Consider the following 18,485-nt stretch of genomic DNA (forward strand, 5'->3'; position numbering starts at 1 on the left):
TCACCAATTGGCTCATAGTTTCTCGCGAATGTATTTTCACGCATTGCACACACTAGCTTGCAGCGCTGAGAAATGACTCACTAAACTCCCCGATGCCATACCTTGTCGTGTCATTTTGTGCTAATAATTCATATTCGTTTTCATTCCTCACTCGCCCTCTTTTCAAAACTATAATGCGAGTACCAGAGAACCTAACCACAGGAACCCCGAATTCAATGGAATATTCAAAGCTAGGAAGTAGTCAAATTCCCGTTTCCCGTATCTGTCTTGGCAGCATGACTTGGGGGCTACAAAATACGCAGCAGCAAGCCGACCAACAGATCGAATACGCATTAAGCCAAGGTATTAACTTTATCGATACTGCAGAGATGTACGCGGTTCCACCTTCTCCAGATACCTACGGAAAAACAGAAGCGATCATTGGTAACTGGTTATCGCGTAACCCACAGCGTCGACAAGAGTTGATCATTGCGAGCAAAATTGCCGGGCCAGGGCTTCCTTGGGTTCGAGATGGCGGCCCGATAACGGGTGAAGCGGTGATCGCAGCCGTTGACGCATCATTAAAACGCCTACAAACAGACTATATCGACCTTTACCAACTTCATTGGCCAAATCGTACAACGCCTCACTTTGGTAAGCATTTCCCGAATCACATTCGATTCAGTGATATTGACCGAAAGCAGCATGAAGCTGAGATGTTGGAAATCCTACAAGCACTGGCAAGCTGCATTAAGGCGGGGAAAATTCGCCATGTCGGGCTTTCAGATGATTCTACTTGGGGCATTAACACTTACCTCAAGCTGAGTGAAAAACACGATTTGCCACGTATGGTTTCGATTCAGAATGAATTTAGCCTACTGCACGCAAAAGACTGGCCATATCTGATTGAGAACTGTGTGCATGAAGATGTAGCTTACCTGCCATGGTCACCTTTAGCTGCAGGCATGTTGAGTGGAAAGTACATTGATGGCGCAAGACCGGAAGGCAGCCGTTGGACTTACATGCAACGTAAAGGCATTTTCCGTGACACTGAATCTGCCAACGAAGCGGTTAAAGGCTATGTTGAAGTAGCAAACGCTCATGGATTTACTCCGAGCCAACTGGCATTGGCATGGTGTAATCAAGTTGATGGGGTGACGTCCACCATCATCGGTGCAACGACCATGGAGCAATTAAAAGAGAACGTAGCCGCTTTTAGTAAACCGCTATCAGAAGAGATCCTGACTGATATCAACACAGTATTTAAACGCTATCCTGCTCCGTATTAGGCTGTCAGTTCAGCTTAACTTAGGTGAGTAAATCCCATAAGAGCGCGCTATTTAGTGCGCTTTTCTTTTTTAAGTGAGTTGCTTTTGCTTTTTATGTAGATCGCATTGAGTCATCACGCTTTTGGTTCGCTAACCTTTGCTCTATAATGCGCGGGCTTATATCTAGGATAAAAACATGATTTCAAAAAACCAATTAAAACTCCTTCGTGCTTTGGGCCAAAAGAAACAACGTAAAGCCCACGGCCTGTTTCTAGTTCAAGGTGAAAAGAACGTTCTTGAGCTGTTCAATAGTGACTTAGTGGTGAAGAATGTCTTTGCTACCGCTGATTTCTTATCTGAAAATCATGCTTCACTGATTGAGTTTGATTGTGTTGAAGCCTCGCTGGATGATCTAACCAAAGCAAGTACTTTGGTGAGTAACAATGCCGCGATTGCAGTTGTTGAGATCCCAACGTTTGAACTACCAGAAGCAACAGGACTTATGATTGCGCTTGATGGCGTTTCAGACCCTGGCAACCTAGGTACGATTATTCGCGTAGCAGACTGGTATGGCATCAAGCATATCGTTGCGAGCAGTGATTGCGCAGACCCATACAACCCTAAAACTATCAGCGCGACTATGGGCAGCTTTGGCCGAGTACACGTAAGTCAAACTGACTTACCAGCTTACTTAGAGCAAGCGAATCTACCGGTTTACGGTGCATTTTTGGAAGGCGAAAGTGTTCATAAGACTGACTTCACTGCAAATGGCATTTTGCTGATGGGCAGCGAGTCTCACGGTATTCGTGAACACGCCGCTAAATACGTGACAGATAAGATTACGATTCCAGCATTCGGTGGCGCAGAGTCTTTGAACGTTGCAATGGCGACTGGCATCATTCTCGACAACATGCGTCGTCAGCACAGCTAGACCTCTAAGCTAACTAGCTAATCGACAGTGTTCAGATATTAAAAAAGGCGTATTGATTAAATCAGTACGCCTTTTTATTTGAGTTCTTTTCAACAATTACTTTTCTAGCATTGCCAACTTATCACACACACCATTCCACTTTTCAGCGTCATCCATTGGTGCTTTTACTTCCGTTTGCACAGGCCAAATCTCAGCGAGCTCTGCGTTCACTTCGATGAAGATCTTTTGATCTTCTGGCAGTTCGTCTTCTTGGAAGATCGCTTGAGCATCACATTCAGGTACACATAAACCACAATCGATACATTCGATCGGGTTAATTACCATGAAGTTTGGGCCTTCATGGAACGCATCTGCGGGACACACTGCCACACAGTCTGTGTATTTACATTGAATACAATTATCGCCTACGACAAATGCCATGATGCTCTGCTCTATAAGTTAGTCAAAATTGAAGAATGGGGATAATACTCATCCCAAAGCAAAATTCAACATCATACGGCTCTAATATCGTGTCTATTTGCTCCATGTTTCCAAATTAGTATGACAGATAAATCAATTTCTCGTAAAATGCGCGCCATTGTGAGCTTATCGCTTCTTTGAACATCAGCGTTTCCATCAAACTCTGTATTAAGAAACGATCTAGCTAAGACACCTATAAAAACGAGACATCGAAATGATACGTTTAACCGAAATTAAACTCCCACTAGACCATGAAGAGTCTGCTATTCAAGACGCTATTGAAGCGAAACTTGGTATTAACTCTGATCAGGTACTCTCTTTTAATATCTTTAAACGTGGCTACGATGCTCGTAAGAAATCAAAGATCTTACTTATCTACACGCTTGACGTTCTCGTTGAAAACGAAGCTGAGTTGTTAGAACAATTCATTAGCGACCCGCACGTAAAAGTGACTCCTGATATGGAGTACAAGTTTGTTGCTAAAGCGGTTGAGAACCAAACTGAGCGCCCTGTGGTTATCGGTTTTGGCCCATGTGGTCTATTCGCTGGCCTAGTGCTTGCTCAAATGGGTTTCAACCCAATCATCGTTGAGCGTGGTAAAGAAGTTCGTGAGCGTACGAAAGATACCTTTGGTTTCTGGCGTAAGCGTACGCTGAACACAGAATCAAACGTACAGTTTGGTGAAGGCGGCGCAGGTACTTTCTCTGACGGTAAGCTGTACAGCCAAGTTAAAGATCCAAAGCACTACGGCCGTAAAGTAATTGAAGAGTTCGTTGCTGCGGGTGCACCAGAAGAAATTCTATACGTAAGTAAGCCGCACATCGGTACCTTTAAACTGGTTACCATGATCGAAAAGATGCGCGCTTCTATCATTGAACTTGGTGGCGAAATCCGTTTCAGCACTCGTGTTGACGACGTTCATATGGAAGATGGTCAAATCACTGGCCTAACGCTTTCTAACGGTGAAGAGATCAAATCTCGTCACGTGGTATTGGCTGTTGGCCACAGTGCTCGTGACACGTTTGAAATGCTGTACGATCGTGGCGTTTACATGGAAGCGAAGCCTTTCTCTGTTGGTTTCCGTATCGAACACAAGCAATCGATGATCGATGAAGCTCGTTTCGGTAAGAACGCAGGCAACCCAATCCTAGGTGCTGCGGACTACAAACTCGTTCACCACTGTAAGAATGGCCGCACTGTATACAGCTTCTGTATGTGCCCAGGTGGTACTGTGGTTGCTGCAACGTCTGAAGAAGGCCGCGTAGTAACGAACGGCATGAGCCAATACTCTCGTGCAGAACGTAACGCAAACAGCGCGATCGTTGTAGGTATCGACCCAGAGCGTGATTACCCAGGTGACGCACTGGCTGGTATCCGTTTACAACGTGAACTAGAAAGCGGCGCTTATGTTCTTGGTGGTGAAAACTACGATGCACCAGCTCAAAAAATCGGTGACTTCTTGAAAGGTCGCGATCCAAGTGCAATCGGTGAAGTACAACCGTCATTCACGCCGGGTATCCACCTGACTGATATTTCAAAAGCGCTGCCTGATTTTGCTATCGAAGCGATTCGTGAAGCAATCCCAGCGTTCGAGAAGAAGATCAAAGGTTTCTCTACGCCAGACGGCCTACTTACCGGTGTTGAGACACGTACGTCTTCTCCTGTATGCATCAAACGTGGCAAAGACTTCCAAAGCATCAACCTTAAGGGCTTCTTCCCGGCTGGTGAAGGTGCAGGCTACGCAGGCGGTATCCTGTCTGCTGGTATCGACGGCATTAAGGCCGCAGAAGCGCTAGCACTATCAATGGTAGAGCAGAACCAAGCCGAGAAGATTGAGATCGCTTAAACGCTTTCGATAAACCCAAGCTAAATAGCGAACACCCAAAACTGAAAATCCAGTGTCTTGTCGACACTGGATTTTTTTATGTGCATGTGACTAGCGGTACACAAGCAACATGGTAGAATGCCGCCATTAATCTTATCCTTGTATAAGATTGTTGAACCTTTCCATCGCTATTTAGCCAAATCATACCGAGAAACTTATGCCATTTTCCAAGCTTGGATTAAGCTCACCTATTGTTAAAGCCGTTGCAAAACAAGGCTATGAAAAGCCAACCTCTATTCAAGAAAAAGCAATTCCGATTGTGCTTTCTGGTAAGAACCTTATTGCTGCTGCACAAACAGGTACAGGTAAAACTGCGAGCTTTGTTCTCCCTATCTTAGAAATGCTAAGTAAAGGTGAAACACAACGTAAAAAACGCATTCGTGCTGTTATTCTGACACCAACTCGTGAGCTTGCGATTCAGGTTGAACAGAACATTACTAAGTACGCGAAATTCCTAAACCTAACATCATTAGCGATGTACGGTGGCGTATCTTACCAACACCAGAAAGACCGCTTGATCGAAGGTGTCGATATTCTTGTGGCAACACCAGGTCGTTTGATCGACATGTACGGACAACGTGCCGTTCACTTTGATGAAGTGGAAGTTCTGGTTCTAGATGAAGCTGACCGCATGCTAGACATGGGTTTCATTGAAGACATCAACAAGATCATCGCGCGTCTACCACAAGACATCCAAAATCTACTGTTCTCAGCAACGCTTTCAACGCCAGTGCGCGCGCTAGCGAAAAGTGCTATCAGCGAAGCGGAAGAGATTTCGATTGCCAAGACAGATGCGTCTAAAGCGAACATTGAGCAATGGTTAGTTACCGTAGATAAAGACCGTAAGTCAGCACTATTGAGCCACATGATTACCGAAGGCAACTGGGACCAAGCGCTTATCTTTATCGAAACCAAGCACGGCGCTGCTAAGTTGGTTGCTCAACTTGAGAAACGTGGTATTCAAGCGGAAGCTTTCCATAGTGGACGTAGCCAAGCGATTCGTGAAAAAATCTTGGCTGACTTCAAGAAAGGTCGTCTAAAGTACTTAGTCGCGACGGGTGTTGCTGCTCGTGGTATCGATATCGACAACCTAAGCCGCGTAGTAAACTACGACATGCCTTTCCCAGCGGACGACTATGTTCACCGTATTGGTCGTACAGGCCGTGCTGATGCGTCTGGCGAAGCGATATCTTTCCTATCGAAAGATAACTTCAAAAACCTGTGCATTATTGAAAAGCGTCTGGGTCACTTGATTGAACGTCGCGTTGTTGAAGGTTTCGAACCACGCAAAGAAGTGCCAATCTCAGTATTGAACTTCGTTCCTAAGAAGAAAAGAGAACAGCAACAAGACTAAGTAATTTCAGCGACAGAAAATGCAAAGTTGCATTAACCAAAAGAAAAGTCGCGTTAGCCAAAATGAAAATAAAACGAAGCCCTATGTGGCTTCGTTTTGTTCTTTGAAATACATATAACGTTGAGGCAATAAGATGATCACTCCTATCGCAACGAGATTAACCCGCGGCCAAGACCTAAAGCTAGAGATCCAGAGGCTAGTGACAGCGCACAATATCTCCGCGGGCTCTATTGCGTCTTGTGTCGGATGTGTTTCTCAACTCAATATTCGCTTAGCTAATGCCAACAACACCAAGCTAGTTCAAGCTCCGTTCGAAATAGTCTCGGTGATGGCAACGCTAACCCCAAACCACCAGCATATTCATATCTCCGTTGCTGATGAGAATGGCAATGTAATTGGTGGGCATTTGCTTGAAGGGACGATTATCGCGACCACGGCTGAATTGATTGTTCACCGCTACGATACCTTGACCTTCAACAGAGAGCATGACGATTCGACGGGTTACACTGAACTTACTATCAGCAATAGCAAATAACTGATTTACCCATAGCAACACCAAACGCCCCATACAAAGCGATACTACCAAACAGCAATTAGGAAACACGATGGCTCCAAACTCCGCAGATTCCGTTATCGTTCTCGATTTCGAGACCACAGGCTTATCACCAAATATGGGCGACCGAGCGATTGAGATCGGTGCGGTTAAACTCGTTAACGGCGAAGTCGTCGACACCTTCCAGCAGCTCATGAACCCGGGATTTCGTGTGAGTGGATTCATTGAAGGTTATACCGGAATCAGTAACCGTATGTTAAGCACAGCGGCCAGTTGTAGTGAAGTGATGGATGAGTTTGCAGACTTCATTCAAGACAGCCAACTTGTCGCTCACAATGCCTCATTTGATAAGCGCTTTCTTGATGCGGAATTAGATAATATTGGTCGCGATTACAATGGACAGTTCGCTTGCTCAATGTTGATAGCTCGTCGTCTAATCCAAGACGCACCAACTCATAAGCTAGGCGACCTTGTGCGTTTCAAAAATATCGACAACGACGGTACTTTCCACAGAGCGTTAGCCGATTCAGAAATGACAGCAAGGTTGTGGTTATTGATGATTGATGAATTGCAAAGTGATCACGGCATTCAACAGCCAAGCTTTCAACTGATGCAGAAAATATCTAGGACAGCCAAAGGTTCGATTCCAAAACTACTTATGAGCAACAGGGGTTAGGTTCCGAAATTCAGTTTGATGAAAGGCTAGCTCGATAATGACCGTTAGCCTTTAAAAAGAACGCTCTACTCTTGCAATGACTCCAACGTTCCTTTGAGGCTTTCTAACTCATTCATAAAATACGCCCACTGCTTGTTACTGCTGGTCGCGGCCATATCTACTAAAAACTTGGCTGATGTTTCCATATTTTGGTTAAGCTGCGGCTCAAGTTCAGCAGGATAATAAGCTTCATTGTTTAAAAGCAACTTCATAATAATTGGCTGAGCAATATGTAGGTCGCTCTTCTTTGCCATCAGCGTCGTTAGCTCTTGATAGATGTTGTTTTGATATTGTCGCCAACTGCTATTGGTATTTACCCACTCTTTAGACCAAGCCAAAATAATCTGTTTTTGTTCTTTCGATACTGAACCTAACCACCGTTCTGCACGCTCTTCTATTCTGTTTCGGTATCGCTCTCTCGAATCGTCATCGTTCAACGACAACCTTTCTTCATAATAGTCTTGCTGCTTTTCACGAAAGTTCTTTAAAAACTCCCTGTCTTGCTTAGGGCTAAGCTGCATACTCAAGGCGTAAATATCTGGAGCGAACTTATTGACGATTGTGCGAATATGCTCTTTCGTTTGTTCACTTTGGCCCACAATAAAAGCGGGATTCATATCCGACCGATCTACGTTTTGAATCGCTTCTAATTGCGAGATGTACAGAGGTAGCTGAGTTTCTTTATGCCATTTTTGTAATATATCTAATCGCTCTTCAAGCTCTGATTCTTGGCTATTTGAGAGGGAAACAAAATCTTCTATATAGCTAACGACAAACCAACCTATATTGTTATAGGCGAACTTGGTCCCGCACCCAGTAAATAGAAAACAGATCACTAAAACTAACCACCGGCACTTTCTCATTCTACCCTCTCACGACATTCAACAAAGCCACAAACCGATTAACTCATCCCTTTAAGGTTAGCCCAGTTTTTATAACGCTAATTCTAGCTCTTATAAAAGTAGTCTTAATAAACAGTGGCCGTAAAAACTTTGAGATAAATTGAGACCCAAACTTGCTAATCTAGCTATTTAGGCAAATGATTAAACTAAAAATAATTAATGGCAGTGATGTAACTTGATTTTATTACTCATTTGACGTGATACGAGCCCTATAAATGAGTTGGGTTGACGTATTTAAAATGATTGATATTTGGGAGGGAAGCTATGGCCGCTATTCCTGATCATCCAAGCGATTTAGAATATGAGCTTTGTTATTTTGACGATGGTTCAATAACCACAATCACGATATTGGTTCACAATCGACAAGAAGCGATGACTTGGTATCTTAGCGAAGGAAAGCATATCAACGATCTTTATTCGATAAGACCCGATGAATAATGCTTTGGTATAGAGGACTAGGTCGATAAACCTAAGATAAGAAACTTGAGTGGCATTTTGTGGAACACCCTTTACTGCAATGCCATTAATTAGCAATGTCGTTAATTAGACATATCGCAGCAAAGGGATTCAGTCTCGAATTACTTCAGGATTCGGGCGCGGAATTGACGACCCTTCATTTTACCTGATTCGATTTTGTTCAGTGCTTTTTTAGCCACAGATCTTTCTACCGCTACGTAAGCACGCATTGCAAACAGATTGATCTTACCTACTGATTTACCATCAATGCCGCCTTGGCCCGTCAGTGCGCCAAGAATATCACCAGCACGAAGCTTAGCTTTCTTACCGCCATCAATTTGGATGGTAACCATGTTTGAGTAGTACGGCTTAGCAATTGGTTTTGCTGGCAGTTCAGATGGCTCGATTGGCATGTCCATGTACTCATCAATTTGAGCAACACGGTACATCTCTTTTTCGCTAAAGAAGCTGATCGCTACGCCTTTGCTTCCTGCACGGCCAGTACGACCAATACGGTGTACGTGAACTTCAGGGTCGCGAGACAATTCAAAGTTGAACACAGCATCTAGGTTATCAACATCAAGACCGCGAGCCGCAACGTCTGTCGCCACTAGAATCGAGATGGTTTTGTTTGAGAACTGAACCAAAGCTTGGTCACGTTCACGCTGTTCCATGTCACCATGAAGTTCGATAACACTGAAACCGCGGTGGCTTAGCTCATCGTTTACGTTCTGCACTTCTTTCTTAGTGTTACAGAACACAACCGCAGACTCCGGTTGGTGATGAAGTAACAGCAACTCTAGAGCGTCATCACGAGCTTCAGAACCTTCTAACTTGTAGAAGTGTTGTTGGATGCTTGAGTGATCGTGTGTTGATTCAACCTTCACCATTTCTGGATTGCGCATAATGCGGTCTGCAACAGATTTGATCTGTTTAGGGAAAGTCGCACTGAATAGCAGAGTTTGGCGTTCTTTTGGCGCCGCTTCAATCACAGCATCCAAAGCGTCTTGGAAACCCATCTCTAGCATGCGATCCGCTTCATCTAACACAAGTGTGTTCAGCTCAGACAGGTCAATGCGGCCTTTCTCTAGGTGATCAAGAATACGACCAGGTGTGCCCACAAGAATGTGTGCGCCATGCTCTAGTGAACCAATCTGTGGGCCCATTGGCATACCGCCACATAGTGTCAGCACTTTAATGTTGTGAATACCACGAGCAAGAGTACGAATCTCTTTTGCTACTTGGTCTGCAAGCTCACGAGTCGGACATAACACTAAAGACTGAACACGGAAACGCTTAACGCGTAGGTTCTGCAGCACGCCTAAACCGAAAGCAGCTGTTTTACCTGAACCCGTTTTACCCTGACCGATAACGTCCTTGCCATTTAGGATAGTAGGAAGACTTAACGCTTGGATCGGCGTCATTTCAGTATAACCAAGAGAATCTAACGTATTTAGAAGCTCTGGTTTAAGGGCGATTGAAGAGAATTTTGAAGTGCTCAATGGAAATATCCAACTGGTGAAAAACAGAGTGCATTATGAGTGTTTTTGAAAATTATTCCACCTTAATCACAGTTTTGGAGAAACATGTTAGGCGAACACAAAAAAGCCAGCTTACTTAGCTGGCTTTGACTTCTATACGAATTGCTTTCTATGGCACACCGTGACCTTTAGATGCCACCCATACGCGATACCACTGTTCGCGCGTCAGCTCGATTTTCAGTGCATCAACGGCCGTCTTCACACGCTCAATCTTACCAGAACCAATAATTGCAATTGGACTAGATGGTAAACGACGAACCCAAGCGTAAATCACTTGATCAATGCTGTCTGCACCGACTTCTTGACGAATCGCCTCTAGCTCATCACGAACGCGAACCGCTTGCGCTGAATCACCACTGAAGATGCTACCACCACCGAGACAAGACCACGCCATCGGGCGAATGCGGTTCATCTGCAGTTGATCTAGCGTGCCATCATGAGCCACTTCGAAGTTCAATGGGTTGATTTCAACTTGGTTGGTCACTAACGGCTTACCGAGTCGAGATTGAAGCAGTTCGAACTGACGCGGTGAAAAGTTAGAAACACCGAAGTGCTTAACTTTACCTACTTTGTGTAGCTCTGCGAACGCTTCTGCTACTTCATCGGCATCCATTAACACGTCAGGGCGGTGAATCAACAATACATCGATATCGTTAACACCTAAGTGCTCTAATGAGTTATTTACTGATTGGTAAATATGCTGCGCGCTGGTGTCATAGTGATTGATCTTACGATCTGGAGTGTGGTCACCACATAGGTTGATATCGCACTTGGTGACGATTTGAATATCATCACGAAGGCTTGGTTCAAGCGCTAACGCCTCACCAAACAACTTTTCACATTGGTAGTTACCGTAAATATCCGCGTGATCAACAGTTGTGATGCCAAGATCAATATGTTGCTTCAGGAAAGTCAGGCGTTGTTGCGGGGTCATGCCCCACTCTGCTGTACGCCAGTATCCTTGCACCAGCTCAGAAAGTTCTGGGCCTTGTGGCGCTATCGTTACTCTTGCAACCATGGGTTGTCTCCTTTATCAATACTGAACGTATCCTAAGCTCGTTTTACCGAAGGCTCAACGTATAACAAATGGCAAAGCTAAACGCTTATTAAAAATGTGAGAGCCGCAGAAAAACGAACACTTAAATGAATTATAACTTGCTGTCTGCCCGCGAGCCGTTCTCCTGAAAGGCTTGTTTAGCCTAATAAATAAGGAAACTATCTATAAATTTGAGCAATTAAAAACGATTAAGTTCAACCGTTAAGTTGTCACCATCACTCTGTAACTGAATCCAAGGAGAAGTAGAGCTAGAAGAAGATAAGCTAGGCACATTCCACACACTCAGTTGCTCTGCTGAACCGTGAGGCGCGTTGATAAATTCGACCAGCTGTTTATCCACCTTATCGAAACCAACACCTTCATTTCGAGCTTGTTCGAGTTGAGCTGTAACATCGAATTCATCTTCACCAATACGAATTGAACTGAGAGCAAAGCCATCTTGGCGAAGGTATGCCTGAAGCTTTGTGTAACTTAGGTCCGAATATGGCAGGTTTAAGCGAACCGTTTCGACACTTGAGTCCCCCAACTCCAGTTCAACATACACATCCAGGTCGTAATATTGGGTTAAGTCACTGCACAACAAAGTACCTTCGATCTCACCACAATCCATCAACTCGATATCATTAATATAGTTTTGAGAATTCGGCAGACTTGGGCTGCTGTTAAATACTGTTCTTAGCCACCAGCTTTCGGTTGCTTGCGCTGAAAATGAAATAGCATTGAGGGACAGCATTAGAGGCAAGATTAGAACTTGAAAGATTTTCATCGACTGGGCTTATTTAGCGCTATATGAAGTGTCCATTATACGTGACCAAACGACAAACAACTGCTCGAGTCGCAAATTTTAGGCGAAAAAAAACGGGCATACATGCCCGCTAGATAATTTCATCACCGAATAACGTAATCCGTCACGTTGAGAACCATTACGAAAGAGAGAATATCACTCTCCCACAACAGTTACAACATAACATACCCATTACTTGTAGCCACCTTCAATCGCAGGCTCTTCAAGCGACAATCTCACTTTGTTACGTTGAATAGCTTCTGGCGGTAAACTGATGAAGCCGTATTGGTTCAACACGCCTTGATGATCTTGTGACAAGGTAAGCCCAACAAAGAACTCCTCTTGTTCCGTAAAGCCTTTGCGATGCGCTGGAATATTCAAGTACATGTAATAAACCGTTGCTAACGGGTAACGACCAGAGAGGATCGTTTCTTTGTTTAGGTCGTAGTTCACACCTAGGTTATCAACCACGCTCAACCATTTCACATCAGAGATCTGATCTGAGTAAACGGTGTAACCAATGGCGGCATCTTCGTCTTCAATCTTATTAATCAGATCAGGTAAATCCGCTAAGAACTGAGTATGGGCATATTCTCCTTCTGTTCCACATTCGACCCAACTTGAAAAGGTAGTATGGCCTTTCAGGTTGTGATCAATGGCAAAGGGCAAAATATGAGTATCTAGGCTTTCACCGTTACGAATATCACTACTTGCTGACCATTTTGGATGTTTAGGATCGTTAGAACAACCAAACACATCAATTAATTCAGCGACGGTGATTGATGTCGCAGGGTTATTTTCATTGGCTAGAATCGCAATCACGTCAGCGGTAAACATCAGCTCTGTTGGCCTATAACCGTAACGCATATCAAACCTTGCCATCTCTTTGTCAGTCCACTTTTTGGAAGTGATACCAACACGCGAGCGCTGCATGATCATCTGTTCTGGGACGCTGTCACTCAACAAGATTTCTAAGTCGATCTCTTGGCTCTTAAGCAGATTTTCTACAAGCCCCTGCATATTCGGCTCAATCGCGACCAAACCAATGTCACTGGCATCATTCGCAAATGTCGATACAGAGAACAACGCAGGTACAGCAGCAAGCAGCAAGCCCGATTTATTAGCTAGACATTTCATTACTGGCCTCCTACTGGATCAATCGACGTTTTAGACTCAACATCGCTATTACTATCGAGCTGCATTTCTGAAGTGAAGATGTTCCAAGATGGGTTCACTTCCATGCTTTCTGTTTTAATCACCGCGATCGTTCTACGCTTACGCTTGTGAAGATGCTGAGTTAAGCTGGTTATCTGAGTAAACTCTTGTTCAAAGATTCGCTCACCATTGATGCCTCTATCAATCAATGCGTCTCGAATCACGCCCGTTCTTTTCTTGGCCAATGCTTTGTTATACACGTTTGTACCTTCAGCACTGGTATCTCCGACCAAGGTAACCGAAGCATCAGGCTGCTCTCCTAGTAAACGCACCAACTCATTTAATACAGCGGTATGATCAGGTTTAAGGTCATACTTATCAAAATCAAATGCCACACTTAATACTTCAACGTCTTCGACAATTTTCCAATTGGCACACCCTTTAATGTCTACCGTTACACCTTCTGGCGTATCGGCACATAGATCTCGCTGGTTAATCACACCATCTCGGTCATTATCCGCTAAGTCATCAATTTGGTGGCGTGTCATTGTCGTATCAGGCGTTTCTGCACATCCCATTAGCAAGATAGAGCTAAGTAGCGCTAGTTTAAAATATCTCATTACTTATTCTCCCCTTGCCACTCTTCTGGATGTTCAATCCTCAACGCATACGTCAACATACCCATCGCATTTAACACTCGATAAGCCGCTAACGTTTGATCATATTCAGTGCTGATGAAGTTTCTTCGAGCCAAAAACACTTCTACTTTTGCATCCAGTACATCAAGAAGGCTTCGTCTGCCAACATTGAATTGCTGGATATAGCCAAGCTCTGCAATTTTCGCTGCATCAACATTCTGTTGAAGTAAGGATTTTTGCTGCTCAAGCATTTTGTAAGCGTTCCAAGCCAGTTGTGTACCTTCTCGAACCTCACGCTCTGTTCGTAATCGGATCGCCCTTGCCTCTTCCACTCGCCAAGCTGACGATTCAACCCTGGAGTCGGTAGAGAAGCCATTAAACAGGTCATAATCCATCGTCAACATGATACGTGCATCTTCATCGACACCGCCTGGAGGGTTAGATACGTTGTCATTCTTGTTCGCATGAAGCTCAAGTTTTAGCTCTGGGTAGTAATCCCCCTTCTCACGGCGCATCTCTTTACGAGCGGCATCAATATCAAGCAAAGAAGCTTGGATTTCAGGGTGATTCTCGACAGCCTGTTCAAGCGCGACCTGTGCTGAACTTGGTAACAAAGCATAATCAAAACGTGGATAAACCAAGTTCACAGCAGGCTTGCCGACTAAACGTAGGTACTGAGTTTGTAAATCAAACAGGTTGTTTTGAGCAGCGATTAGTGAAGATTGCGCCGTCGCAACACGGGCGGAGATTTGAGCCAGATCCGAGTTGCTACTCAAGCCTTTGCTCTTTTTATCTTGGATATCTTGATAGATCTCTTGGTGCTCTTTTACATTACGCTTAGACAGTTCAAGTAGCGTCTCTGCCTTGAGGATATCGAGGTAATTTCTCACCACATCTAACGATACGTTTTCAGCTCGCGAAATCAGAGTTAGACGCTCAGCTTCCGCTTCGAACGTCAGTCGGTCGACATTCGAGGTCGTTTTAAAACCATCGAATAGTAACTGGGATACTTTAACGCCAATTTCCGTTCTCGTTAGGCCTCTATCATCGCTATCGAGTTTGCTGCCACTGTTGTAGCGTGTCTCTTCATAGCCTGCTGCCGCGTACAAGTTCACTTGTGGCATATACAAACCACTCGCAGCGTCTCCGTCTCTGACCACCGATTGGTATCGGGAGTATTGCGCCAATATCTCTGGGCTATAGTCGATGGCAAAGGCCACGGACTCTTCTAATGAAGCTGCTTGAGACAGCCCACTCATTAGCAAGCAAGAAGAGAGTAAGAATTTTGAATGCATTACACTTCCTTTTATATTTATGCTTTAACCCACTTCATCGTTCACGAAGTGAGTTTTCCTTAGCTCGTAAAATAGGTTTTAACCAATAACTCAATACTGTTTTCTCTCCGGTTAATATATCGACCGCGACTTGCATCCCTGGGATAATGCTAAAGGCAGAGTTTTGTTGCTGGTCTTCGTTTAACTGAATATGGGCACGATAATAGGCGTTTCCGTCTTCCGTTTGTAAGGCGTCGGCACTCACGTAAATCACCTCGCCTTTAAGTCCGCCATAAATGACGAAATCGTAGGCCGTGAATTTCACTGTTGCACCTAACCCGTTATGAACAAACGCAATATCTTGCGGAGAGATTCTCGCTTCAACAATCAGGTCACTGTTTGATGGAATGATCTCAATGATCGGCTCGCCGGGACGAACTACACCACCAATGGTACGCACAAAGATCTCTTTGACTGTGCCATCAACGGGCGCGACAATTTCAGTACGCTTGAGTTGGTCGGCAATCGCCTGCTGGCTTTCGTTCAGCTGCGCTATCTTGCTCGCCACTTCATTCAACTGGCCTTGCACTTTGGTACGAAAATCTAAAGCGATACTTCGATGATCCGCTATCGACTCTGAGTAGGCAGCTATCTGTTTCTGAGCCGCCACTTTCGAGCTGGCAATATCACCTTTCAGTTTGACCACATCACGGTTCAACTTCAGTAGTTCAACTTCAGCAACAGCACCACTCGCCACCACGTCTTTGAGCATGTTGCGTTCACGAATCACAATCTCGAGGCTGCTTTCAAGAGTCTGAATATTATTGAGCGTATCGACACGTGCTTGGTCTTGTTGCTCAATGCGAAGTGCCGCCTCTTCCAGTTCCGATTTCAACTGACCTAAACGTTCTCGATAGTTGGCTTTGGCGTTCATTAATGCCGGATGGCTCGATACATCGATGACAATATCTTGTGGCACCAAGACAACTCGTTCAAACCACTGTTTTGCATCGTTATTTAAAACAACGGTCGACAGCTCTGCTTTCAATCTTAATTGTTGGGCCAGTAAGGTATCCGCTTGTTGAGCCGACTCTAAAAAAGCCGCTTTAAAACGAGTGTCTTCGAGCTTAGCCAAGGGCTGTCCTTTCACTACTGATTGACCTTGTCGCACCATGATCTCTTGAACTAGACCGCCTTCTAAGCTCTGAATGGTTTGTACAGAAAGGCTAGGAACGACTTTGCCCTCGCCGATAACCACTTCTTCTAATGTTGCCCACGTAGCCCAACCGATAATTGATACAATGAGTAGAGCACTCAACCAAATCAGCTTTCGAGAGCGGAATGCTAAGTGGTTGTTGGTCCATTGAATATCATTACTCATGACGACCTCCCTTCACCACAGATACCGTCTTAAACCGGCTCGTACCTTTAGGTACACTTTTCTTCTGTAAAGAGAGAATTTCTTTAGGTTCACCTTCTGCCACGATTTGACCTTTATCCAATACAACAACACGATCACACATCATCAAGAATGAAGACTTATGGGAGCTGATTAGCATTGAGGTTTCTCTCGGCATACTTTGAAGTGCATTAAAGAACTGAATCTCGGCCTGATTATCTAGCGCGCTGGTGGGCTCATCCATGATCAATAACTTTGGACAACGATACAGAGCTCTCGCAATGGCAACGGCTTGGCGCTGACCACCAGAAAGTAACCGACCACCCTCACCGACAGGTGTTTCAAGGCCATTGCTTAGGCGCCCCATGTAACCATTCAAACCCGACTGTTGAAGAGCTTGTCTTAGCTTTTCTTCATCAACGTTGGTCGCACCAAGCGTAACGTTGTCGTAAACACTGCCAAAAATAAGATTAGTGGTTTGCCCTACCCAACCCATGCCACTACGCAGAACGCTGGTTGGCCATAATTGCCCATCGATTTCTTGATAGAAAGCTTGTCCTGTTGTTGGCAAATACTGGCGCGCAACAATCGATAGTAGAGTTGTTTTACCCGCGCCTGCCGCACCGACAAGACCAACTCGCTCACCCGGTTTGATCTCTAGGGAAATCTCCTTTAATGCAGGGCTTTGAGTCTCTGGATAAGTAAACGTCACTTCATCTAACCTAACCCCACCATCAAAGTCTCCTTTGTCGATAACTTGGTGTTTGGACTCTTCCTGAGGTAGCTCCATAATCTGATTCAGCCCTTCAACGGCCGAACGTGTTTGCTGGAACCTCAGCAATAGAAGAGAAAGCTGGTTCACCGAACTTGCAGCGCGCCCACTCAACATCACAACGGCTATCAAACCACCCATACTCAGCAAGCCTTCAGAGATCTGATACACGCCGAAGATGATCAGAGTGATGGTAACGATCTGCTGACTGGACTGAATAGAGTGCGTCACGATATTGGAGTAATGACGAGATTGAGTCTGCCATTGAGAGAGCGACGAAATCGTCTGTTCCCAACGCTTCTGGGTAATACCCTCAGCATTGTTTTGCTTGATATCCGGAAGGGTTGTTAAGCAATCAAACAGCTGGGCTTGTCTTTGTGTCGACAAACGTGCGGTTTCATCGAATGTTTTCTCGACTTTACCTTTCATCGCAATGCTCAGCACAATCAATACCAGCATAATTGCGACTGGGATAAACATCATTGCACCACCAAGCCAACCGATAAGGAACAGGAACAGCAAGGTAAATGGCAGGTCGACTAAAGTAACCAAAGAAATAGAAGTGAAGAAATCTTTAACACTATCGAAATCTTGAAGCTGTCTGGCAAATGCGCCTACCGACTGAGGTCGATTTTCCAGCTTCATACCAAGGACTTTAGAGAACAGTTGAGAAGACAACTTGTTATCAATATAGCGCCCAGCCATGTCAGTCACAGAGCTTCGTGAGCTTCTCAACACCCAATCAAAAATAACGACAATACCAACGCCTGCCGCCAACACCCAAAGCGTGTTAAACGCTTGGTTTGGTACAACACGGTCGTACACATTCATGGTAAAAAGAGGAACTACTAGCGCGAGCAAGTTGATCAAGAATGAAGCGATAAACAGGTCTCGATACCAAGGTTTCACTTCCTTGACGACACGCCATAACCAACGGGTGTTGGACTTATTCTCGCTACGTTCATGGGATTGAACACGCGCATCATCAAGCGCTTGAGCACCCACTTGCCACACATACGATTCCACTTGAGCAACCAAGTCTTTTAACGATGTTTCTTGGCTTGAGTTGTTTTCACAATCCAATACTTGAAAGTCGCCACCGGAGCCTTGAGTGACGACAACGGGACTCCCTGTCGCGGAATTAACAGCAACAACGGGGAACTGACATTGAGTCAGTAATTCTTTTTTAACGTGGCTCAGCGTTAACCCCGATTTCTCAATCGCTCTTGGAAAAAGGGATTCATTGAGCCTGCCTTCATTTAAAGGTAGGCCAGACACTATTTTGGAAGGGTGACTGCGAACATTAAAATGCTCACACAACCACTCAACACAAGCTAGCCAGCTGTCTTTTTGTTCTACCAAT

17 protein-coding genes are annotated in these 18,485 nt (G+C 44.7%); 7 read left to right on the plus strand and 10 right to left on the minus strand.

What is annotated here, in order from left to right; genetic code table 11:
- Nucleotides 1-215 precede the first annotated feature (215 nt).
- A complete protein-coding gene (locus tag A6D97_RS15630) occupies nucleotides 216-1,268 on the plus strand; it encodes an aldo/keto reductase (RefSeq protein ID WP_032545660.1) in 1,053 nt (350 codons plus the stop codon).
- Between the two features lie 175 nt (nucleotides 1,269-1,443).
- The gene (locus A6D97_RS15635) at nucleotides 1,444-2,178 is read left to right on the plus strand and encodes an RNA methyltransferase (RefSeq protein WP_065584752.1); all 735 of its coding nucleotides are present in this window, start codon (nucleotides 1,444-1,446) and stop codon (nucleotides 2,176-2,178) included.
- 96 nt (nucleotides 2,179-2,274) lie between these two features.
- On the opposite strand, the gene fdxA is transcribed toward A6D97_RS15635, so the two are convergent.
- Nucleotides 2,275-2,598, minus strand: a complete 324-nt coding sequence (gene fdxA, locus A6D97_RS15640) for a ferredoxin FdxA (protein WP_065584753.1) — start codon at nucleotides 2,596-2,598, stop codon at nucleotides 2,275-2,277.
- 253 nt (nucleotides 2,599-2,851) lie between these two features.
- Here fdxA and A6D97_RS15645 point away from each other — a divergent pair, with 253 nt between their 5' ends.
- The 4 genes from A6D97_RS15645 (at nucleotide 2,852) to A6D97_RS15660 (ending at nucleotide 7,105) form a co-directional block, all read left to right on the plus strand.
- On the plus strand, nucleotides 2,852-4,483 hold the full coding sequence (locus A6D97_RS15645; RefSeq protein ID WP_048606003.1) for an NAD(P)/FAD-dependent oxidoreductase: 1,632 nt from the start codon (nucleotides 2,852-2,854) through the stop codon (nucleotides 4,481-4,483).
- Between the two features lie 196 nt (nucleotides 4,484-4,679).
- Nucleotides 4,680-5,876 carry a DEAD/DEAH box helicase gene (locus tag A6D97_RS15650; protein WP_065584754.1) on the plus strand — a complete coding sequence of 399 codons (1,197 nt, stop codon included), beginning with the start codon at nucleotides 4,680-4,682 and terminating at the stop codon, nucleotides 5,874-5,876.
- A 133-nt stretch (nucleotides 5,877-6,009) separates the two neighbouring features.
- A complete protein-coding gene (locus tag A6D97_RS15655) occupies nucleotides 6,010-6,411 on the plus strand; it encodes a PPC domain-containing DNA-binding protein (RefSeq protein ID WP_017059481.1) in 402 nt (133 codons plus the stop codon).
- Between the two features lie 70 nt (nucleotides 6,412-6,481).
- Nucleotides 6,482-7,105, plus strand: coding sequence for a 3'-5' exonuclease (locus A6D97_RS15660; RefSeq protein ID WP_017068401.1), 624 nt, complete (start codon nucleotides 6,482-6,484; stop codon nucleotides 7,103-7,105).
- Between the two features lie 65 nt (nucleotides 7,106-7,170).
- Here A6D97_RS15660 and A6D97_RS15665 read toward each other — a convergent pair whose 3' ends face one another.
- Entirely contained in the window at nucleotides 7,171-8,007 is an 837-nt protein-coding gene (locus A6D97_RS15665; protein WP_017071600.1) for a DUF6279 family lipoprotein, read from the minus strand.
- A 303-nt stretch (nucleotides 8,008-8,310) separates the two neighbouring features.
- On the opposite strand from A6D97_RS15665, the gene A6D97_RS15670 reads away from it, so the two are divergent.
- Nucleotides 8,311-8,484 carry a hypothetical protein gene (locus tag A6D97_RS15670; RefSeq protein WP_017064349.1) on the plus strand — a complete coding sequence of 58 codons (174 nt, stop codon included), beginning with the start codon at nucleotides 8,311-8,313 and terminating at the stop codon, nucleotides 8,482-8,484.
- Between the two features lie 140 nt (nucleotides 8,485-8,624).
- On the opposite strand, the gene dbpA is transcribed toward A6D97_RS15670, so the two are convergent.
- The 8 genes from dbpA to A6D97_RS15710 all read right to left on the minus strand — a co-directional run bounded on the left by dbpA (nucleotide 8,625) and on the right by A6D97_RS15710 (nucleotide 18,484).
- A complete protein-coding gene (gene dbpA / locus A6D97_RS15675; protein ID WP_017064348.1) occupies nucleotides 8,625-10,004 on the minus strand; it encodes an ATP-dependent RNA helicase DbpA in 1,380 nt (459 codons plus the stop codon).
- Between the two features lie 148 nt (nucleotides 10,005-10,152).
- Complete coding sequence (locus A6D97_RS15680; protein ID WP_017064347.1) at nucleotides 10,153-11,061, minus strand: aldo/keto reductase family oxidoreductase; 909 nt, start codon at nucleotides 11,059-11,061, stop codon at nucleotides 10,153-10,155.
- Between the two features lie 217 nt (nucleotides 11,062-11,278).
- Nucleotides 11,279-11,866 carry a hypothetical protein gene (locus A6D97_RS15685; protein WP_017071598.1) on the minus strand — a complete coding sequence of 196 codons (588 nt, stop codon included), beginning with the start codon at nucleotides 11,864-11,866 and terminating at the stop codon, nucleotides 11,279-11,281.
- A gap of 210 nt (nucleotides 11,867-12,076) precedes the next feature.
- On the minus strand, nucleotides 12,077-13,021 hold the full coding sequence (locus A6D97_RS15690) for a substrate-binding domain-containing protein (RefSeq protein WP_065584755.1): 945 nt from the start codon (nucleotides 13,019-13,021) through the stop codon (nucleotides 12,077-12,079).
- The gene (locus A6D97_RS15695; protein ID WP_017059473.1) at nucleotides 13,021-13,659 is read right to left on the minus strand and encodes an OmpA family protein; all 639 of its coding nucleotides are present in this window, start codon (nucleotides 13,657-13,659) and stop codon (nucleotides 13,021-13,023) included. The genes A6D97_RS15690 and A6D97_RS15695 overlap by 1 nt, the downstream gene beginning before the upstream one ends.
- Nucleotides 13,659-14,972, minus strand: coding sequence for a TolC family outer membrane protein (locus A6D97_RS15700; protein ID WP_065584756.1), 1,314 nt, complete (start codon nucleotides 14,970-14,972; stop codon nucleotides 13,659-13,661). The genes A6D97_RS15695 and A6D97_RS15700 overlap by 1 nt, the downstream gene beginning before the upstream one ends.
- Before the next feature lie 34 nt (nucleotides 14,973-15,006).
- Nucleotides 15,007-16,332, minus strand: coding sequence for an HlyD family type I secretion periplasmic adaptor subunit (locus tag A6D97_RS15705; RefSeq protein ID WP_065584757.1), 1,326 nt, complete (start codon nucleotides 16,330-16,332; stop codon nucleotides 15,007-15,009).
- Complete coding sequence (locus A6D97_RS15710; RefSeq protein ID WP_065584758.1) at nucleotides 16,325-18,484, minus strand: type I secretion system permease/ATPase; 2,160 nt, start codon at nucleotides 18,482-18,484, stop codon at nucleotides 16,325-16,327. Before A6D97_RS15710 ends, A6D97_RS15705 begins: the two co-directional genes overlap by 8 nt.
- Nucleotide 18,485: the final 1 nt, after the last annotated feature.

The sequence above is a fragment of the Vibrio sp. ZF57 genome (assembly GCF_001691235.1).
GTDB classification, from domain to species: Bacteria; Pseudomonadota; Gammaproteobacteria; order Enterobacterales; family Vibrionaceae; genus Vibrio; species Vibrio crassostreae_C.